Origin of the sequence: Bacillus sp. UMB0728 (assembly GCF_002858875.1) — a bacterium.
Classification (GTDB): domain Bacteria; phylum Bacillota; class Bacilli; order Bacillales; family Cytobacillaceae; genus Bacillus_AB; species Bacillus_AB infantis.
On record NZ_PKLA01000004.1, the window covers coordinates 581,790 to 600,627 of the forward strand.

The 18,838-nt window shown below is 45.3% G+C and carries 18 protein-coding genes and 1 riboswitch; of the genes, 10 read left to right on the forward strand and 8 right to left on the reverse strand.

The features are described from left to right. Window positions 1–87 precede the first annotated feature (87 nt). On the reverse strand, window positions 88–2,196 hold the full coding sequence (locus tag CYJ37_RS18680; RefSeq protein ID WP_101551022.1) for a transglycosylase domain-containing protein: 2,109 nt from the start codon (window positions 2,194–2,196) through the stop codon (window positions 88–90). A 265-nt stretch (window positions 2,197–2,461) separates the two neighbouring features. Here CYJ37_RS18680 and CYJ37_RS18685 point away from each other — a divergent pair, with 265 nt between their 5' ends. Further along, window positions 2,462–2,977, forward strand: coding sequence for a universal stress protein (locus CYJ37_RS18685; protein WP_022543549.1), 516 nt, complete (start codon window positions 2,462–2,464; stop codon window positions 2,975–2,977). Window positions 2,978–3,060: 83 nt separating this feature from the next. Here CYJ37_RS18685 and CYJ37_RS18690 read toward each other — a convergent pair whose 3' ends face one another. Further along, a complete protein-coding gene (locus CYJ37_RS18690; protein WP_035403123.1) occupies window positions 3,061–3,528 on the reverse strand; it encodes a helix-turn-helix transcriptional regulator in 468 nt (155 codons plus the stop codon). Between the two features lie 326 nt (window positions 3,529–3,854). On the opposite strand from CYJ37_RS18690, the gene CYJ37_RS18695 reads away from it, so the two are divergent. Both CYJ37_RS18695 and CYJ37_RS18700 read left to right on the forward strand, forming a co-directional pair. Continuing rightward, window positions 3,855–5,006 carry a histidine kinase N-terminal domain-containing protein gene (locus CYJ37_RS18695; protein ID WP_009795121.1) on the forward strand — a complete coding sequence of 384 codons (1,152 nt, stop codon included), beginning with the start codon at window positions 3,855–3,857 and terminating at the stop codon, window positions 5,004–5,006. Window positions 5,007–5,107: 101 nt separating this feature from the next. Beyond that, window positions 5,108–5,650, forward strand: coding sequence for a GNAT family N-acetyltransferase (locus CYJ37_RS18700; protein WP_101551024.1), 543 nt, complete (start codon window positions 5,108–5,110; stop codon window positions 5,648–5,650). 41 nt (window positions 5,651–5,691) lie between these two features. Here the strand turns inward: CYJ37_RS18700 and CYJ37_RS18705 are convergent, their stop codons facing one another. Beyond that, window positions 5,692–6,729 carry an STAS domain-containing protein gene (locus tag CYJ37_RS18705; RefSeq protein WP_101551026.1) on the reverse strand — a complete coding sequence of 346 codons (1,038 nt, stop codon included), beginning with the start codon at window positions 6,727–6,729 and terminating at the stop codon, window positions 5,692–5,694. 197 nt (window positions 6,730–6,926) lie between these two features. Here CYJ37_RS18705 and CYJ37_RS27370 point away from each other — a divergent pair, with 197 nt between their 5' ends. From CYJ37_RS27370 to CYJ37_RS18715, 3 genes are all read left to right on the forward strand, one after another. Continuing rightward, window positions 6,927–7,094 (forward strand): hypothetical protein, encoded by a 168-nt coding sequence (locus tag CYJ37_RS27370; protein ID WP_022543547.1) that lies wholly within the window; start codon window positions 6,927–6,929, stop codon window positions 7,092–7,094. Window positions 7,095–7,584: 490 nt separating this feature from the next. After that, the gene (locus CYJ37_RS18710; protein WP_083783130.1) at window positions 7,585–7,986 is read left to right on the forward strand and encodes a MerR family transcriptional regulator; all 402 of its coding nucleotides are present in this window, start codon (window positions 7,585–7,587) and stop codon (window positions 7,984–7,986) included. Window positions 7,987–8,046: 60 nt separating this feature from the next. Beyond that, complete coding sequence (locus CYJ37_RS18715) at window positions 8,047–9,408, forward strand: hemolysin family protein (RefSeq protein WP_101551028.1); 1,362 nt, start codon at window positions 8,047–8,049, stop codon at window positions 9,406–9,408. A 768-nt stretch (window positions 9,409–10,176) separates the two neighbouring features. On the opposite strand, the gene CYJ37_RS18720 is transcribed toward CYJ37_RS18715, so the two are convergent. Together CYJ37_RS18720 and CYJ37_RS18725 are read right to left on the reverse strand one after the other, a co-directional pair. Further along, window positions 10,177–11,577, reverse strand: coding sequence for a sensor histidine kinase (locus CYJ37_RS18720; protein ID WP_022543545.1), 1,401 nt, complete (start codon window positions 11,575–11,577; stop codon window positions 10,177–10,179). Next, window positions 11,567–12,268 carry a response regulator transcription factor gene (locus CYJ37_RS18725; RefSeq protein WP_009795111.1) on the reverse strand — a complete coding sequence of 234 codons (702 nt, stop codon included), beginning with the start codon at window positions 12,266–12,268 and terminating at the stop codon, window positions 11,567–11,569. Before CYJ37_RS18725 ends, CYJ37_RS18720 begins: the two co-directional genes overlap by 11 nt. Before the next feature lie 536 nt (window positions 12,269–12,804). Between CYJ37_RS18725 and CYJ37_RS18730 the strand changes: the two genes are divergently transcribed. From CYJ37_RS18730 to CYJ37_RS18740, 3 genes are all read left to right on the forward strand, one after another. Further along, window positions 12,805–13,464 carry a cobalamin B12-binding domain-containing protein gene (locus CYJ37_RS18730; protein WP_101551030.1) on the forward strand — a complete coding sequence of 220 codons (660 nt, stop codon included), beginning with the start codon at window positions 12,805–12,807 and terminating at the stop codon, window positions 13,462–13,464. Then, on the forward strand, window positions 13,454–14,197 hold the full coding sequence (locus tag CYJ37_RS18735) for an STAS domain-containing protein (protein ID WP_101551032.1): 744 nt from the start codon (window positions 13,454–13,456) through the stop codon (window positions 14,195–14,197). The genes CYJ37_RS18730 and CYJ37_RS18735 overlap by 11 nt, the downstream gene beginning before the upstream one ends. Before the next feature lie 76 nt (window positions 14,198–14,273). Next, window positions 14,274–14,834 carry a helix-turn-helix domain-containing protein gene (locus CYJ37_RS18740; protein WP_101551034.1) on the forward strand — a complete coding sequence of 187 codons (561 nt, stop codon included), beginning with the start codon at window positions 14,274–14,276 and terminating at the stop codon, window positions 14,832–14,834. Window positions 14,835–14,877: 43 nt separating this feature from the next. Here CYJ37_RS18740 and CYJ37_RS18745 read toward each other — a convergent pair whose 3' ends face one another. Both CYJ37_RS18745 and CYJ37_RS18750 read right to left on the reverse strand, forming a co-directional pair. Then, a complete protein-coding gene (locus CYJ37_RS18745; RefSeq protein WP_009795107.1) occupies window positions 14,878–15,498 on the reverse strand; it encodes a nitroreductase family protein in 621 nt (206 codons plus the stop codon). A gap of 165 nt (window positions 15,499–15,663) precedes the next feature. Next, window positions 15,664–16,959, reverse strand: coding sequence for an NCS2 family permease (locus CYJ37_RS18750; RefSeq protein WP_094768335.1), 1,296 nt, complete (start codon window positions 16,957–16,959; stop codon window positions 15,664–15,666). A gap of 135 nt (window positions 16,960–17,094) precedes the next feature. Beyond that, window positions 17,095–17,196: riboswitch (purine riboswitch) on the reverse strand. A 199-nt stretch (window positions 17,197–17,395) separates the two neighbouring features. Between CYJ37_RS18750 and CYJ37_RS18755 the strand changes: the two genes are divergently transcribed. Continuing rightward, the gene (locus CYJ37_RS18755; protein ID WP_022543543.1) at window positions 17,396–17,710 is read left to right on the forward strand and encodes a DUF948 domain-containing protein; all 315 of its coding nucleotides are present in this window, start codon (window positions 17,396–17,398) and stop codon (window positions 17,708–17,710) included. A gap of 42 nt (window positions 17,711–17,752) precedes the next feature. Here CYJ37_RS18755 and CYJ37_RS18760 read toward each other — a convergent pair whose 3' ends face one another. Then, window positions 17,753–18,613 carry a YihY/virulence factor BrkB family protein gene (locus CYJ37_RS18760; protein ID WP_094768457.1) on the reverse strand — a complete coding sequence of 287 codons (861 nt, stop codon included), beginning with the start codon at window positions 18,611–18,613 and terminating at the stop codon, window positions 17,753–17,755. Window positions 18,614–18,838: the final 225 nt, after the last annotated feature.

Consider the following 18,838-nt stretch of genomic DNA (forward strand, 5'->3'; position numbering starts at 1 on the left):
AATCGGCGCCATCGTTGTGATTGGCGCACTTGTAAGCTGGCTGTTCTAACGACAGCAAAAAAAAGAGCCGACCGGCTCTTTTTTATTTTAATCTTCATGCTTTTTCTCTTTCTCTTTCTCTTTCTCTTTCTCTTTCTCTTTCTCTTTCTCTTTTTCCTTATCCCTGCCCTTTAAGCGGTCTTCCCATTTCCCTTTTTCTTCACGCAGCTTTTCCTGCCACTTCTCGGCTTCCTTCCTTAAATTCTCCTCCCATTCTCTGGCCCTCTTCCATCTTTCTTCTTTCTCTTTTTGTTCAATATAATAAGAGATATGCGGAACATTGAAGGATTCAGCATCCTGCCCTTCAAGAGCAGCCGCCATCAGCTCCCGGAAGATCGGGGCCGCGCCTTCACTGCTTGTCGTTGTTAAATAGTGGTTTTCATCTGTATGGTCATAACCGACCCATACAGCACCGGCAAGCTGAGGTGTATAGCCGGTGAACCATTGGTCCTTTACGCCATCTATCCCCTCTATCGGCACCTGGGTCGAGCCTGTCTTCCCGGCCGTCTCCCTTCCAGGAATGCCTGCTGCCTTCCCGGTTCCCTGCTCCACTACCCCCAGAAGCATGGTTGTCATTTGTTCTGCTGCTTCTTTAGAAACTGCCTGCACAGACTTTTCTTCCCGTTCGGCTATTACATTTCCTTGGGCATCTTCGATCTTTATGATTGCATGGGCCTCTTCCCTTACACCGTCATTGGCAAATGCCGCATAAGCACCGGCCATCTCCAGCGGAGACACACCTGATGACAATCCCCCAAGAGCAATCCCAAGATCTCTGTCGCTCTCCTCCAGAGGGATTCCAAACCGCTTGGATGCTTCAATCCCCGCTTCAATGCCGATTTCATTAAGTATCCATACCGCCGGAAGATTAAGCGAATCTTTGACGGCCTCGTACATTGGCACCTGCCCGCGGTACTGTCCATTATAATTGCCTGGTTCATAGCCGCCGAAGCTCATTTTCTCATCTTTTACCTGGTCTGTTGCCTTCCATCCCTCTTCCAGAGCCGGCGCATAAGCAGCCAAAGGCTTCATAGCTGAGCCGGGCTGGCGCTTCAGCTGGGTGGCCCGATTGAAGCCCCTGAAGACATGCTCGCCGCGTCCACCGACCAAAGCACGGACACCGCCTGATTCAGGATCCACCAGCACAGCTCCGCTCTGGACGATCTGATCTTCTTTTCCTTGCGGGAAAAGATCATCTCTTTGGTAGATTTCTTCTGCGGCTGCCTGCATTTCCGGATCAAGTTCAGTATAGATCCTGTATCCCTCTGTCAATAATTCATCCTGTGTCAGTCCATATAATTCGATTGCTTCATCCAGAACATGATCAACATAATAAGGGAACTTTCCTTTCAGTGGATCGCCGCTCCTGTCATTGAGAGCAAGCGGCTCTGCTTTGGCTTGTTCAAATTCACTGGCAGAAATATAGTTCTGCTCCTTCATTTGAAGCAGGACCGTATTCCGCCGTTCTACCGCCTCTTCAGGATGGCCGATTGGATTCAGGGCAGAGGGGGCCTTGATGATTCCCGCCAGAATGGCCGACTCGCTTATGGACAGATCTTCGGCATCTTTGCCAAAGTATTTAAGGGCAGCATTTTTGACCCCCCATGCCCCTTCCCCGAAATAAATCTGATTCAAATACATCTGAAGGATTTCTTCCTTTGAATATTTCTTATCTATTTCCCTTGCCAGGAAAAACTCTTCCATCTTCCGCTTGTATGTTTTTTCATGGGTGAGCAGCGCATTCTTCGTCAGCTGCTGTGTAATGGTGCTCCCGCCTTCGACCACACCGCCAGCTTTGATATTAGTGAACAGCGCTCTCATAATGCCTTTGTAGTCAATGCCGCTATGTTCATAAAATCTTTTATCTTCTATTGCGACCACGGCATTTTTCAGGCTGTCAGGGATCTGGTCGGCACGGAGGCCTTCATTTTTGCTTGCTGAAATTTTGCTTGCCTCTTCCCCGCTGTAATCGTAAATGACCGTGGGCTGTGACATCCCGTCCTCCAGATTGCTGATATCCGCGTCCTTGCCTTGAAAGTAAAAGAAACTAAGGAAGCCGAGGATCGATGTAGAAGAAAATAAAAGGACGATTTGTAAAATCCGTTTTAGTCTATAGATTCGATTTTGTTTGTTTCTGCCTTCTCTTGTATTGCTCATTTAATCACAACCTTTATTGAAACTTCTTGGTGACTTCTTATCATACTGTAAACAATTTTCTTAAAGACTTTTACTCAAAAATGATGGGATATAAACCATAATTATCCTTATTAGCAGTTTGGGCACTTTTATATAATCCGAAAGTGTTCCCCCTTTTATAGGGGTACAAAATTTTGATGCCGCTCAAACAGGCAGGATTCTTTTATCGGAAATATGGGTAAATAGAAAATAATCACAACTCTCCTATTAAGAAAGGATGATGACAATGAACCAATTCAATCGGATTGTAGTCGGCTACGATGATACCGAAGGCAGCAATAAGGCACTGCAGCTTGCCGTTCAGATGGCAAAAGGAAACCCGGAGGCACATGTACTGGTTGCAAATGTCTATGACGAAAAGGTAGAAAACGTAATGACTGATAATGAAAAGAGAGTGGAGCCGGTAAGAACAAACGGATATATGCTGGAAGGGATCCAGATTCCGCCTATGTCGATCAGGCATGATGATCCCAACCCGCCAACACACGCCATTATCTCAAACAGCGTGGATGACGCATTCTATAAAGCCAAACAGGAGCTTGAACCCCATAATATCCAGGCAAAATATGATTCTCTTGACGGCAGCCCTGCAGAAAGCATCTGTGATTACGCTTCGGCAGAAGGAGCCGATCTGATCATTGTCGGAAACTCCGGCAAAGGCGGGCTGAAGCGGATGTTCCTGGGAAGCGTCAGCAGCAACATCGCCAAACAGGCTCCGTGCCCTGTGCTGATTGCGAAATAATCATTTCCGGCTCATACAAAAAACGCTAAGATACCCAGTATCTTAGCGTTTCTTTCTCTCTCCATTCACAGGCACAGTCAGGGTTACTTGTCCGCATCTGCCCCTCTTGCAATCTCGAAAAAACGCTCTTTTGATTCTTCTTCATCAAAACTGCTGTAGACTCTGTACAGGTCTTCATCTATAATCCGGAAATGCTGGCTGATGATATTCTGCTGAAGCATAAATCTGCCTCTTTTTTCGACCTCTCTCCACCATATTTTGCCTCCAAGGGTTTTTTCTTTACGATAATCAATACCTTCCCTTGCAATGGTTTCAAGCACTTCAAGCGGTTCGTTTCCAAATAGAAATTGCACGGTTTCGGTTTCACGGAACAGGGCACAGACAGCCACTACTGTGGACCAGCCCGCATAAGCTCTGCCCTTTTCAATCTGAACAAGTGTTTTTTTGGAGATCCCGATAATTTCCGCCATCTTATCCTGGGTATATCCTGCCTCTGTACGAATAAGGCGGAGCTTTTCTGAAACCTTCATGATAATCTCTTCTCGTGTCAATATTCGCGCCACCCTTTTCAAGTGTAATATTACACCAATTCTAACACATTATAAAAGCAGGTATAACTTTTATATTTATGAATTTGATAAATGCCTGTACTTTTTTATGCCCTTCACCATTCAGATTAAACCGAGGCTTTTTTAATAGGACACACCAGACATCCAGTATTTTACATAAACTATCATAATTTTACACTTTGTCATCCAATCCCCGATCTTTCGATAAATTTCTGTAAATTCCCAAGAAAATTCCGGAGGATTTATCCCATTATAGGCGAATGTTAATACAGCAAGGTTAATAGTCAAAAAGATAGGCGGAGGGTAAAATGTTATCACTATCAAATCAAAAGCTGCTTGACTTTCTTGAAAGAGAGAAGCATATTCTTCTGGAGCAATGGAATAAAGAGATTGTCTTAACAGAGACAGATCCTTTCAAAGATTATATAAGAGAAAACGGTGAAGCCATGTTCAGCCTGATCTTGACCAGTTTGTCCAAGTCAGAACAGGATCTGGATGTCTATCTTCAGCAGCTCGCCATCAAAATTGCCTCTCAGCGTGTAAAGGCCAATATCAACATCGGCGAATTTGTCTACAATGTAAATATGGGCCGTTCCATCATCTATAAAAATCTCAACCGGGTTGACGTCCACTGGGATGATCTGCAGAAATGGATTGACAGGATCAATGTATGTTTTGACAAATTTCTTTATTATGCTGTCAGCCATTATACAGATGCCAAGAATAAGATCATTGATGAAAAAACGGAATTCATCAATTCAACCCATAAAGACCGCCTTACTCTTCTGGGACAAATGACATCCAGCTTTATACATGAATTCAGGAATCCGCTGACTTCCATCCAGGGTTTTGTTCAATTGCTTAAAGCTGAAAACCCTCCCATGAATTATTTAGATATCATTTCAAATGAGCTTGAACAGCTCAATTTCCGTATCTCGCAATTCCTGCTATTATCCAAGAAGGAGCTTATCGGAAAGGAAAAAACTACCTTCAACCTGAACAGTTTGGTTGAAGAGGTACTGATTTTCCTGTATCCAAGCATATTGGATGCCAAAGTCCGTATTATAAAGGAAGTCGATGAGAGCACCCATCTTTGCGGCTATGAAGATGAAATCCGCCAGGTGCTTATCAATATCATCTTTAATGCCATCGATGTCTTGAACCCCTATAGGGAAGATCCGCTCATTGAAATTATCTCATTCATGACTTCAGACTCTTATGTACGGCTCGAAATCAGAAATAATGGCCCGCAAATACCTGAGCATCTGCTAAGTTCCATTTTTGAACCTTTTGTTACGACCAAAAAACTGGGAACCGGGCTGGGACTTTTTGTCTGCCGGGAAATCATTGAAAAGCATAAAGGCTTCCTTTCCTGTGAATCAGACTATGATAAAACCATTTTCAGCATGACTCTGCCTCTGCATACCGGCGAAAGAGCAGCAGATTCCGGCTGCGAATAAATGAAAGAAAATTTACGCTGCTCCGCTTTCCTGTGTATGATTGGATTGTCAGGCAATGCTACCGGATAATTCAAACTTTAGAAAAAAAGGGGGGCGAAGATTTGTTTACACTAGAAGTTGATAATGAAATCCGGCTTCAGCTGTTTCAGCTGCATCATGCCGACGAGCTTTATGGTTTGGTGGACGGCAGCAGGAACCATCTAAGGGAATGGCTTCCCTGGGTAGACAGCATGACCTCTCCCATGCAATATCACAGCATCATCCCTTTGTGGCTGAAGCAATTTGCCGAAAACAATGGCTTCAACACTGGTATAAGGTATAAGGGGATACTGGCAGGAGCCGCCGGCATCCACCAAATTGACTGGGCAAGCAGGCAAATGAGCATAGGCTATTATCTGGCCGAAGGATTTCAGGGAAAAGGAATCATGACAAGGACAGTCCAGGCAATGATCAATTATGCTTTTAATGACCTGCGTTTGAACCGGATTGAGATCAGATGCGGGATCAGGAACCATAAGAGCAGGGCTGTCCCTGAGCGGCTGGGGTTCACACAGGAGGGAATCATCAGGCAAGGAGAGTTCCTTAATGGGCATTACCACGATCTGGTGGTTTACGGGCTTCTAGCGGAAGAATGGAAATATTAATCGGCAAAACAAAAAGCCAGCAATGCTGGCTTTTTCCATTATCAAATAATCCTCCGGCCTATCTGGGACAGCGCAAAATAGATGCCGTGCTGAAGGGTCTGGAAGCAATCATATTTCGAAAGCTTGATGCCGGACTGAGTGATGGCCACTCCCAGTTCAGCTGATATGCCGACAAGGATGGTATCTGTGCCGATGAGTGATGCGGCAGATCCAAGCTTATGAATGAAATCACCTGTAAAATTGCTGATATCATTATCAAGTCCGGTCAGATCGAGGACAAGATATTTAGCCTGGTATTTAGGCAAGTTGTTCAAGGTCTTTGTCAGCAGATCTTCTGAACGGCTCTCATCATATTTTCCGATCAGCGGTACAACCACAATGCCTTCCAAAACCGGAATGATTGGGGAAGACAGCTGCCTGACCAGGTCATGCAGCTCCATCGTCTGTTCTGCGACAAGTTCCTCAAGACTCCGTATTTGCTCGGACTCTTTCCTTCTGGAAAGCTCATGGATGTTGTGGGACACCGTTACATCAGAAGGAAAATACTTGACTTCGGTATAGTCATGGCCTTCTATCTGGCTGGCTGCTACTTCATACCAGATATTCTCCCCAAACAGCCCGGTAAAAATCCCGGCATAATGGGCAGGCAGGAAGGTTCCGCCCGTTTTTTTATTTTGGGCAAGATTGATTTTATGTTCCCACGTATCCTGCAATTGCACCGTAACTGTTTTTGCCTCTTCATCAAGCTCTGTTACAACGGTTTTTCCCCAGCCAGCAGACGCGTAGGTGTTGGGAATCAGCTTTGTTGCATCTTCAACAGATACAGTTTTAAGTTTTTCGAAATACTCTCCGACCACCTGTCCCATCCGGTAGCCTGTTGTCTCCAGCACCACGCTGGCTGCTTCTTCACCGGAAATTTCCTCAATGGTGTCAAAGAAAGTCTTCATCGCTGAATTGATCCAAAATAATACGGCGTCTTCCCCTTCAAAGATGAACTGGCCATTATTGAAATCCCACTGGAAATCGAGGCCATGTACATTAATAGAAGGTTTGCTGTCCGGCAGTTCATTTAACTTCATTGCTCTACCCCTTATCTTTAATACATATCAAGAATAGTCAGAGATTATTTCTTACTATCCTGGTTTCTGCCATTTCCTATACTATAAATTTATACTTTAAATGGGACGATGTCTAATTTTCTGCAGGGAATAGCAGTTTAACCTTTGCTGCAGGCGGGAAATAAAAGAGAAATCCATAGAAAAGGTGCATGAAAATAATGAATGATAAAAATCTCCGGATGATACAGGAAGAATTACCCGGCTTTGCCGATGTGCTTAAGCATGCCTTTGATAAAGGCCAAAGCGAGGCTGAGCTGACAGTGAACGACCTGCTGGCAGACTTGAGGATCCAGCTGCAGCCGGTCATTCAGCGCCAGCAAAAATAGATTATGGAGGACAGGCTGCCGGAAACATCCGCAGCCTGTTTTTTCATTGGAAATTTCAAGCTCTTCCACATGGTTTATCCCTCTGCAAAAGGCTTTGCCATAAAGCCGGGATTTTATTAGGAATATACTCACTTTGATACAAGACAAGCGGCTTCCCAGGATGTCCTTCTTTTTAAGAACTGCCGCTGAATGGGCCCGAATCAGCACAGAAGACTAACGAGCCTTTGGAACAAAAAAACCGGAGAATTTACGGTGTAATTTTTTGTATTTTCCGATAAATTGATTCATAATTGTTCATAAGCTGTATATATTCTCATAAAATAAGAGTAATCACTCCATTTCAACCGCAACGTTTGACTGTACGGTTTAAGTTACCGTATAATTATGGTTAATTTTATGAAAATATACATCTTGTTTTTTGAACAGCCAAACCATCATAATGAAGAATTTAAATCTGATACCGAGGTGATAAGATGGGGCATTCTATCGCATTGGTGAACTAGCAGCGATTGCAAATGTATCAAAAAGAACGATTGACTATTATACTGCATTGGGCCTGATAAAGGCTGAAAGATCGAAATCGAATTACAGGCTTTATTCTGAAGATGTGCTCCTTGACCTTACATTCATTGAAGAATGCAAAAAACTGCACATCCCGCTTGAAGAGATTAAGAGAAAGCTGGAATTGAAGAAAGATGGGAAAGCGGCATCAGGGACCGTCGAGAAGCAGATTCTTGATGTTACACAGCAGATAAGGCACCTTCATACAGAGATTTCCTCCCTCCTTCCGCTCATTCAAAAGCTGGACGGGGAGGAAAAAAACAACATCTCCAAAAAGCTGAGTACGGAAGGGTTGGCTTTGATCCAGTCTCTTAAAACCTTAACAAGCTAAAATATTTTTGTATTATCAGGAGGTGACTCCTTACTCGTTCACGCGGGATAAGGAAACTTATTGGACATATTAAACTTGGTTATTATAGCCATTTTAATTGCTTTTACGGCATTTTTTGTCGCTTCGGAATTTGCGATCATCAGGGTGAGAAGCTCAAGGATTGACCAGCTTATAGAAGAAGGCAGCAGTTCTGCACTTGCTGCAAAGAAAGTGATTACAAACCTGGATGGCTATCTGTCCGCCTGCCAGCTTGGCATTACCGTGACCGCGCTGGGAATTGGGTGGCTCGGGGAACCAACAGTCGAGCATATTTTAAGGCCGGTGCTGACGAACCTCAGCATCCCGGAATCTGTATCACATATACTTTCTTTTTCTATTGCTTTTGGCTTCATCACGTTCCTCCACGTTGTGATCGGGGAACTTGCGCCAAAGACTCTCGCTATTCAAAAAGCTGAATGGATTACGCTTGCATTTTCCCGTCCGCTGATCGGTTTCTACAGAATCATGTACCCTTTCATCTGGGCGCTGAATGGCTCTGCACGCTTAATCACTGGCTTCTTTGGATTAAAGCCGGCTTCCGAGCATGACCTGGCACATTCTGAAGAGGAGCTGCGCATCATTTTATCCGAAAGCTATAAAAGTGGTGAAATCAACCAGTCTGAGTTTAAGTATGTAAACAAGATATTCGAGTTTGATAACAGGATTGCCAAGGAAATCATGGTCCCGCGGACGGAAATCGTTTCGCTTGCCAAGGATGATACGCTCGAAACCTTCCTGCAGCTCGTCCATGACGAAAAGTTCACAAGGTATCCGATTATCGATGGAGATAAAGACCATATTATCGGGATGGTCAACATAAAGGAAATCATCACTGACTTCATCAAAGACCGGGAAATAACCTCCAAGACGCTTGAAGCATATACACGGCCGATTATCCGGGTCATCGATACGATTCCGATTCATGACCTTCTGGTGAAAATGCAGAAAGACCGGATCCATATGGCCATACTGATGGATGAATACGGCGGGACTTCAGGCCTCGTGACCGTCGAAGATATAATAGAAGAAATCGTCGGCGACATCCGCGATGAATTTGACAATGATGAGGTCCCCATGGTCCGGAAAATGGATGAAGGGCATTTCATCTTTGATTCCAAAGTTCTTGTGAGTGAAGTGAACGATCTCCTTGGACTAGAAATTAATGATGAAGATGTGGACACAATGGGCGGATGGATCCTGACAGAGAACTATGAAGCGAAGCAGGGCGATACGATCCATTTTGACGCCTATGACTTCACCATCCTTGAAATGGAAGAACATCATATCAAGTATATCGAAGTAAAGAAACTCCAGGAACAGGCTGAGCCGGTCGAACAGCAGACTGAGCAGATTATGCTGGCTAAGTCGGAGGTCCTTTCCTAGAAAAAAACCTTTCCCAATGCGGGAAAGGTTTTTTGTTTGGTTTATTGGGAAATTGTGAAAAAGGCTGGTCACGTGAGCACAGCTGGCTTTTCTTTTGCCTGGGTATGTATTCCACCGGTCTCTCGGATTCATGACCCAGGCTTTTTTTCGGCTGTTCATGTATCCCAGCTGTGCTCTCGCATACATGACTGGGCTTTTTTTCAACTTGTCATGTACCCCAGACGGGCTCTCGCATACATGACTGGGCCTTTTTTCAACTTGTCATGTACCACAGACGGGCTCCCGCATACATAACTGGGCTTTTTTCCGGCTGATCATGTATCCCAGCTGGGCTCCCGCATACATAACTGGGCTTTTTTCCGGCTGATCATGTATCCCAGCTGGTCTCTCGCATACATGACTGGGCTTTTTTCCGGCTGGTCATGTATCCCAGCTGGTCTCTCGCATACATGACTGGGCTTTTTTTCAACTTGTCATGTACCCCAGACGGGCTCCCGCATACATAACTGGGCTTTTTTCCGGCTGGTCATGTATCCCAGCTGGACTTTCGCATACATGACTGGGCTTTTTTTCGACCACTCATGTATCCCAGACGGGCTCTCGCACATGACTGGGCTTTTTTTCAACTTGTCATGTATCCCAGCTGGTCTCTCGGATGCATGACTTAGCTTCCCTTCGACTGTTCCTGTTCCCCAGCCGGACTCCCGGATGCAAGCCGCAGCAAAATATGCCCACTATCACCCTTCGCGGAGTCAACGTCACACCACTTCATTTCGGAAAACTGATCCTAAAGAGTGTCCCTTGATTTCTTTCGCTTTCTACCTCAATTTCCCCATTATGAAGCTGGACGAGCTGTTTGACGATGGAAAGGCCGATCCCGAATTCTCCGAAGGTGCTGCTTGTCCTTGACAGATCGGCTTTATAGAAGCGGTGCCAGATCGATTCAATTTCCCCTGGATCGATGCCGATCCCAGTGTCTTCTATCTCAATGACAGTTTCTTCATTCCCTTTCCGCCCTCTCAGCCATACAGTTCCCCCATCGGTGAATTGGATGCTGTTCTTGACAATGTTGATGATGATTTGGATGATGCGATCATAATCTGCTTTTACATATAGCTCCTCATCTGCATCAAGCACGATTTCAATCCCTTTTTCTTCAGCCTGGATATCAAGCTGCTCCTTGACTACTTCAAACAGATCCAGTACCTGGATATTGCCGATGTCCAGCTTGATCTGGTTGGAGCGGATCTTCTCATAATCAAGATTCTCATTCACAAGCCTGATCAGCCTTCTCGCTTCACGGTCAATCAAATCCATGCCCTTTTGCTTTTCCTGCTCAGGTATGAGATTGTTCTTCAGGCCTTCTGCCATGCCGCTGATGGTCGTGAGAGGCGTCCGCATTTCATGTGATACATCTGCAATGAACGTTCTCCGCCTGTTTTCAAGCCGTTCGATTTCTTCATTGGATGATCTGAGCTTTGCGGCCATATGGTTGAAATCTTCTGCAAGCTCCCCTATTTCATCAAACTGGGTGTTTTTGATATTAACATTATAGTCCCCCTTGGAAATCATCGAGGTCGCGTTCCTCAATTCTTTAATGCGTTTGAGAAGATTTTTGGACAGCACCCAGCTGAGGAGGATTGTCGCGGTCAGACTGATGACAATGGTATACAGCAGGAATTTATTCAGCTGGCTGGCCATCTGGAGTGCACCACTAATCGGCGACATGAGGAGAATCCCCCCTGTCATTCTGCCGTCATGCATATATGGTATAGCTACAAGGGTCACTTCCTGCTCAAACCGTTTGATGTCATGCTTGATTGAGATTGAATGACCGCCGGCAAGCCTTTGCCGCTCCTCTTCTGTGAATAATAAACTGAGCCCCCTCGTCTGGGGATAGATGACACCGTAATTTGCATCAAATAGATAATAATTGATATTGCGCGCCCTCAGCAGCTGACTGTACTCTTCCAGAAACCGCTCATTGCCCACCGGCCTGACAGAAAGCTCCTTCAGCACCTGTTCGCCATATGCATTCAGCTCCTCCGTCTTGTTTTGAAAAACATAATTTTGGACGAACTGGGTAAAAAGCAGGCTCAATAACAGGAAAGCCATGATCAGGATGCTGATATGGCTGATCAGAAGCTGATAGAAATATTTAATTTTCACCTGCGGCCTCCGATTCATCAAATTTATAGCCTATTCCCCATACCGTATGGATGAACGGCTGGGATGTGGTGCCGATTTTTTTGCGCAGGCGCTTGATATGCACATCGACTGTCCTTTCATCCCCATAAAATTGATATCCCCATACCCGGTCGAGGAGCTGCTCCCTGGAAAAAACCTGCCGCGGGTTTTTGACAAAATAATAAAGCAGGTCAAATTCCTTTGGCGTAAGATTATTCAAAGGCTGGCCTTTGTAGAGCACTTCTCTCGTATCCTTGCTGATTTTGAAAAACTGGCTTGAGATATAGTTTGCTTCTTCCTGTTTGGAGGAATCAGCCTGATATCTTCTTGTAACAGCCTTGATTCTGGCCATAAGGGCAAGCGGACTGAATGGCTTTGTCACATAGTCATCCGCTCCCATCTCAAGGCCGAGCACCTGGTCTGATTCACTGTCTTTCGCTGTCAGCATGATAATGGGGACTGTGCTCAATTCCCTGATTTTCCGGCAGAGTGTAACACCATCCATGACAGGCAGCATCCAATCGACGATGACAAGATCCCATGATTCTTTATTGAATGCATCAAAGCCCTCCTGGCCGCTGTGGACAAACCTGCCTGTATAGCCTTCTTTCATAAAAAACATTTCAAGCATCGAGCAGACACTTTCATTATCTTCAACTACCAATATTTTCATCTTCAAACACCATCCCCGGACAACCGCCCGTTAATATAATGAGACTCTGCAGCACATCAGTACAGACTGCAGCCGAATCTCTGATAAAACGATAGAAATCAGGATGCTTTCAATGCTGGGCATCCTCCCTGTACTTCCGGGCTTTTATACTCATATTAAACCAAAAAATTCTCCATATCCAATTCCTCAGCCCGTGTGGAATCTTTCACCTTCCATTATGGTGCAGGAGAGCCACACCAGGAGAATGTATCAGAGTTGTTTCCAGCTTCGCCAATTAGATAAAATAAATGTATTGCTGTAAAATCCTGCATCCCGCATTAAGAACAGAAATATGTTACACTGAATAACATTAAGAACCCAGACTTTCAATACTTTTATTTGTTTCCTTTATAAAGCCCTTAAAATATAATTATATTAACACATTTTCAACGCTGAACTCCCACCTTCCACAGATTTGGCACAGGAGCACCAGCGAAGGAACAGCCGACAGAACTTCCTTGCCACGCGACCAATATTTATCGAAGAAGGTGGTCATAATGGAACAATACGCAAAACAGCTTACTGATGCCCTGCTGTCAGGAGACCAGGATGAAGCATGGGAGATTATATATGGCCAGCACAAACATTCAGCCAATACACTTGAAATTTTTGAAAAGCTGATTACCAAATCCATGCAGCGTGTCGGCGAGCTTTGGCAGAATGACGAAATCTCCGTTGCCGATGAACATTTAGCCACCACAACATGTGATTTTGTGCTTTCGCGGTACAGGCATCAGGTTTCCAGGGAAGTCCATCCGAAAAAAGGAAGGAAAGCGATGTTTTTCTGCCTTGAAAATGAACAGCACTTTCTCGGCTTGAAGATGGCAGCCATCATCTTTGAGGAAAAAGGATGGGAAACAAAGCTGCTGGGCCCGAACGTTCCTTTAGAGAAAGGAAAAGAGTCGGCAGAAGAGTGGCAGCCTGATGTAATAGGACTGTCCTTCACCATGATCAACCATGCCGAGAAGCTTTCCTTTTATGTAAAAGAACTTGAAAGCCTTACGCACTCGCCTGCGGTATTTGTCGGGGGCCGGCTGCTCAAATATTACGATTTTACCAGCCATTGCTCCAGCAAAACAACGCTGTTGAAAGAGCTCATAGACATTGAGCAGTGGATTCCAACTTTACCTTTTGGAGAGGAATTGAATGCAAGATAATAAGCTATTGCCCCTGCCCTATTTTAAAATAAATGAAAAACTTGATATACTCGAAAGCTCTGCTGAGACAGCCAGCTTGTTTCTGCCTGCCGGAAATCTGCTGGAGCTGATTGATGACGAAAGTGCAGAAAAAGCGAAGAATGTCCTCCTGAATAAAAAGAAGAAGCGGACAGAGCTGAATATGAAAACTCACTCTTCCCCTTTTGCTTTAGTTACAGTGCATATCAGCTGGAACGGGGATACTGCCCACCTTCTGCTGATTGAGGAAGATGATAAGATAAATATTCTTGCCGGCCAAGTGGAGAAGCACAGGCAGCGGCTTGCTGAAACTAACCTGGACCTGCTTGAGAGCAAGGAAAGCGCTGAAAGATCATACAGAAAGGTGCTTGAGCTTTCCAGCCCTTTCATCCATATATCAGACGAACTTGTGCTCATCCCGCTCTTTGGAGAGCTCTCGGAACAGCTGATCAACCAGAATAAAGATCGGCTGCTTGACATGCTGCATGATTCAAATGTGAATCGTATTTTAATTGACTTCAACGGTGTCGGCAGCATCTCGCGTGACGGACTGATCCTTTTCCAGCAGCTCCTTTCCCAATTCAGTCTGCTGGGTGCAGAATCCGTCCTGATAGGCATCAGCCCTGAGCAGGCAAAAATCATCCACAATAATTTCCCTGGGCTTGAAGCCAAATATATCAATAGTCTTCATAAAGCTATAAGAAAAGGATTATAAGGAAAAATTAGAGGAGGACCTCAGTGAGGCCCTCCTCTCAACATTACTGCTAACCTAGGAAATGGTGTGTTAACTTATGAAAAAGCAGAAATCAAAGGCCCGGACATGGCTGACTACACTGAGAAAAAGAAAAAAAATGACACAGGAGGAGATTGCTTCTAAATCCTTCATTGACAGGGCGTACTATGCACAGATTGAGAATGGCGACAGAAATCCCAGTGAAGAAATCAGACAGAAAATAGCCGGCATCCTTGACTTTCACCCTTCCACTTTCATTCTTGCAGACGAGAGTCCCTTCCGTTTTGCTATGGAGCAGGCCCCCATGGTCATCGCCCACTGCGATCTTGATTTAAGATATACCTGGCTATTCAATCCTCATGCTGACTTTTCTTCAGAAGAGTCGATTGGGATGCGCGATGATGAGCTGGCCGACAACAGCGGGACCCGGGCGCTTATGCAGCTTAAGCAGAAAGTGATTGAGACCGGAAAGAGTTTTCGTGAGGAGATTACATTTCCCCTCTCAGATGGAGAATTGACCTATGTCGTTTTTGCCCGCTCTTTACTGAACGGTGAAGGCAAAATTATCGGTGCAGCCACCGCCTCCACAGGAATCTCCTCGACAGACGCCGATACATAAAAAGGACGATGCTCAAAAAGCGTCGTCCTTCTGCATGCGGCCCTTAAATCCACTCTGATATTTGTTCTACGGCAAGACGGTTTGTTGGCCGTCCCGGCTTTGCTGCTTTTCCGACAGTGATCAGCATGATCGGGACATAACGGTCTGACACACTGAACTCCTCAATAAATGCCTGCACATTAAAGCCGCCGATCGGGCACGTATCCAGGCCCTTTGCTTTTGCTGCCAGCATCAGCTGCATGGCCGCCAGTGAAGCATTGCTGAATGCTGCATCTCTGGCTTTACTTTTATCTTTATAAGCTCCCTCAACCTGCTTGATGAGAATCTGCTTGATTTCTTCCGTCATAAGGCCGTCAGAAACATCCTGGCTGAAGACCGGTTCAGCGTTTTTATTGGCCTCCAAATCCCCCAGCACGGCAAAAACAGCTGAGGCCTCCACGATTTGCTGCTGGTTGTAAGCGATCGGCAGCAGGCGCTGCTGTGCCTCCCCACCATGAAAAACAAGGAATTTCCAATGCTGCAGATTCCATGCTGACGGCGCTTTTGCCGCCAATTCAATAAGCTCTTCCACTTCACCCTTCGTAAGCTTGCTTTCTGGGTCATAATTTTTAACGGACCTGCGCCCGGCTGCTATTTCAAAAAAATCTGCTGTCTGCTGTGCCATTAAGTTCCACTCCTAAAAAAGAATCGAGTTCATACAACCTCGATATTATAATGAGAAAATATTTACCGTCAAGCAACTCCACTTCAGACAGCGGCAAAATATAGCAATAGAGGCCGCTCACAGCGGCCCCCTTACTATATCCAGGCAGCATGCTCCCTATTCCCATCAGGCAAGATAGACGAAATATGCCAGAAAGGCCACGAACAGCCCGTACATGATTGGGTGGATTTCTTTTCCTTTTTTCAGGGCAAGCATGGCGGCCGGATATAATATGAAGCCTAATGCAATCCCTGTTGCAACACTGAAGGTGAGCGGCATCATAAGGATCGTTACAAACGCAGGTATGGCGATTTCAAGCCTGGTCCAGTCAATCAGCCGCACTTCGGATGCCATAAGGGCCCCCACAATGATAAGGGCCGGAGAGGTTACTTCAGCCGTAATGACACCGAGCAGCGGCGAAAAGAACAAAGCAATGGCAAAACACCCGGAAATGATGACAGAAGTGAATCCGGTCCTGCCCCCTGCCGCAATACCTGAGCTGGATTCAATCATGGATGCTGTCGTGGAAGTTCCGAGGACGGAACCAACAACCGTAGAAGCAGAATCAGCCAGAAGCGCCCGGCCGGCATTTGGGATTTCGTTATTTTTCATCAGTCCCGCCTGGCTTGCGATGGCAATCAGGGCTCCTGCGGTATCAAAGAAAGCAACGAACAGGAATGTGAAGATGACGGCAAGCATTTCCGGCGTAAACACCTGATCCAAATGCAAGAACACTTCCCCGAAGGTCGGTCCGAGGCTTGGGATAGGCCCAACCACTTGCGTTGGGGACTCAATCACCCCAAAAATCATACCCGCAGCAGCAGAAACGACCATTCCATAAAAGATTGCGCCTTTTATGCCCTTTACAAGCAGGATAACAGTAAGGATGAAACAGAAAACTGCCAGAAGGACAGCAGGTGATTTCAGATTGCCGATCGATACAAATGTTGCTTCATTTCCCACAATCAGTCCGGCGTTTTTCAGCCCGATAAAAGCGATGAAGAAGCCGATTCCCGCAGCAATGGCATGCTTCAGGTCCCCGGGAATGACATTAATGATTTTTTCGCGGATTTTCAGGAGACTTAAGATAACAAACAGCACACCAGATACAAATACGCCTGTCAAGGCTGTCTGCCAAGGAATTCCCATCCCGATGCATACAGAAAAAGTAAAGAACGAATTCAGTCCCATGCTTGGCGCTATCCCGATAGGATAATTGGCAAGCAGGCCGATCAAAAGCGAACCAATGATGGCAGAAAGAGCTGTAGCTGTGAAAACAGCTCCTTTATCCATCCCGGATTGGCTCAGGATAATAGGATTGACGATCAGGATATAAGCCATGGATAAGAACGTAGTGATGCCGGCAACCGTCTCCTGTCTATATGTGGTGCCTCTTGAAGTGAATTGAAAGAAATTGGACATTTGGCTCCTCCTGCAGGAATTATTTTTGAAGTTGTTTCTCTTTAGGCTTATTGTTGTCCAGAACTGAAACAAAAAAAGCCCCGCTTTTACAAGCGAAGCCGCGGCGCAAATATACAGGAAGCCCCAAAAAAGAATACGGGGAAAAGCTTAACCTGTAGACAAGCCATTTACGGCAGCTTGGTAGAAACGTCCAGACCTTATTTCCGGACATATACAGTAATAAATATTTTATGAATATAATGTTGCCATTCTAACAAGCAGAATCCGCAAGCGTCAATTTAAAAATAAATTCAGACTACTGATATCGTTTTCGGGGCCAGCACCGTCCCGTGGTTGAATTTTACAGAACGGCAGTGCATATTCACTGTTAAACCCTGAGCAGAATGGGTATTAAAGTGATAAGGACTAAATTTATAAAGAAAGGAAGGTGCAGAATTTGATCATCGTCTACATCAGTTTAGCCATTTTTGCCGGAGCCCTTATTTATCTCGGCATCAGCGCCTTTAAAATTTATAAGGATTCCAAGCCCGCTATCCAAAACCTGACAGAGACTGCTGCAAGGCTGCAGAAACAGACTGAGAACATTAAAACTCAGACAACTGAGCTCACGGCTCACCAAAAGGAAATTCAGCAGGATATCCAGGCGAAAAAGGAAAAAGTCAACCATGTTGTTGTACAGGCAAAACAAACTCCAAAGCTGTTTAAAAAGCTTTGGACGAAACGCATCCCTTATGTGAACAAGTTTAATTAATCCATAAAAAAAGGAACCTCCAAGGTTCCTTTTTTTTATGCTTCAGTTGAAGGAAGCGGCAGCCTTCTTCTTTGCCCGTACTGTAGGGCTTACGCGCTCCCGGTGATAGATAGCATTGATTTCTCCGCCTACCACAAGGGTAAGACCCGTCAGATAGAACCAGAGCATAAGCACGATAACTCCCCCAAGGCTTCCATAAGTACCTGAGTAATTGGCAAAATTGCCAATATAGATGGAAAGTCCAAGGGAGATCAGCTGCCAGATGACGGTTGCTGCAATCGCCCCCGGTATAACATGCTTGAAAGGATAATGCTTATTCGGCGCCAGCTTGTAGAGGACAGAAAGTACAGCCGCTATGACGATTATGGCGACAACCCATCTCAGAACCGAAAACAGGATTTGCATTTCATCCGGGATATTGATGAAAGATTGGACAAGATCCAAAATTACATTTCCGAATACCGGGAGAACCAAGGCAACGATCAGTGAAAAAATAAGGCCGAGTGTAAGGCCGATCGAAATGAGTCTTGCCTTGATGAAGGAACGGGTCTCCTCGACGTCAAATGCCTGATTCATCGCCCGTATGAAAGCCTGCATCCCGTTGGATGCCGACCATAATGTACCAATGATACCGAAAGTCAGCAGGCCGCCGCTTGGCTGTGTCACTATGTTCACCACATTTTCTTCAAACACAGCTGCGGTTTCGGAAGGCATGACGGTCTGCAGAAAGGAAATGGCCTTTTGCGGATCAATATTCAGATAAGGAACGATGGACAGCAGCAGAATGAGGATCGGGAATATGGAGAGCATATAATAATATGCCTGTTCAGCTGCGAGTCCTGTTGCCCTGTCATCTTTTATTTCCTTTCCAAGTTTTTTTAAATACGCTATCATTTTTTTCATTTGTGATTCATCAACTCCTGCCAGCCCGCTTAAATGGGGATTATGATTTATTGTCCTTTTCCCTCTAATGCCGGCCGCTAACCGCCTTATTTTATATTCCAATGTATTACCAGAAATACTCTGGAGGGAACCCGCTTTGCCTCCCTCTGCAAAAAACTGCAGGCCATGCGCAGCTGCAGTATACTCAGGAATTCACTATTCCGCGTGTTAACTGTACAAATTTCA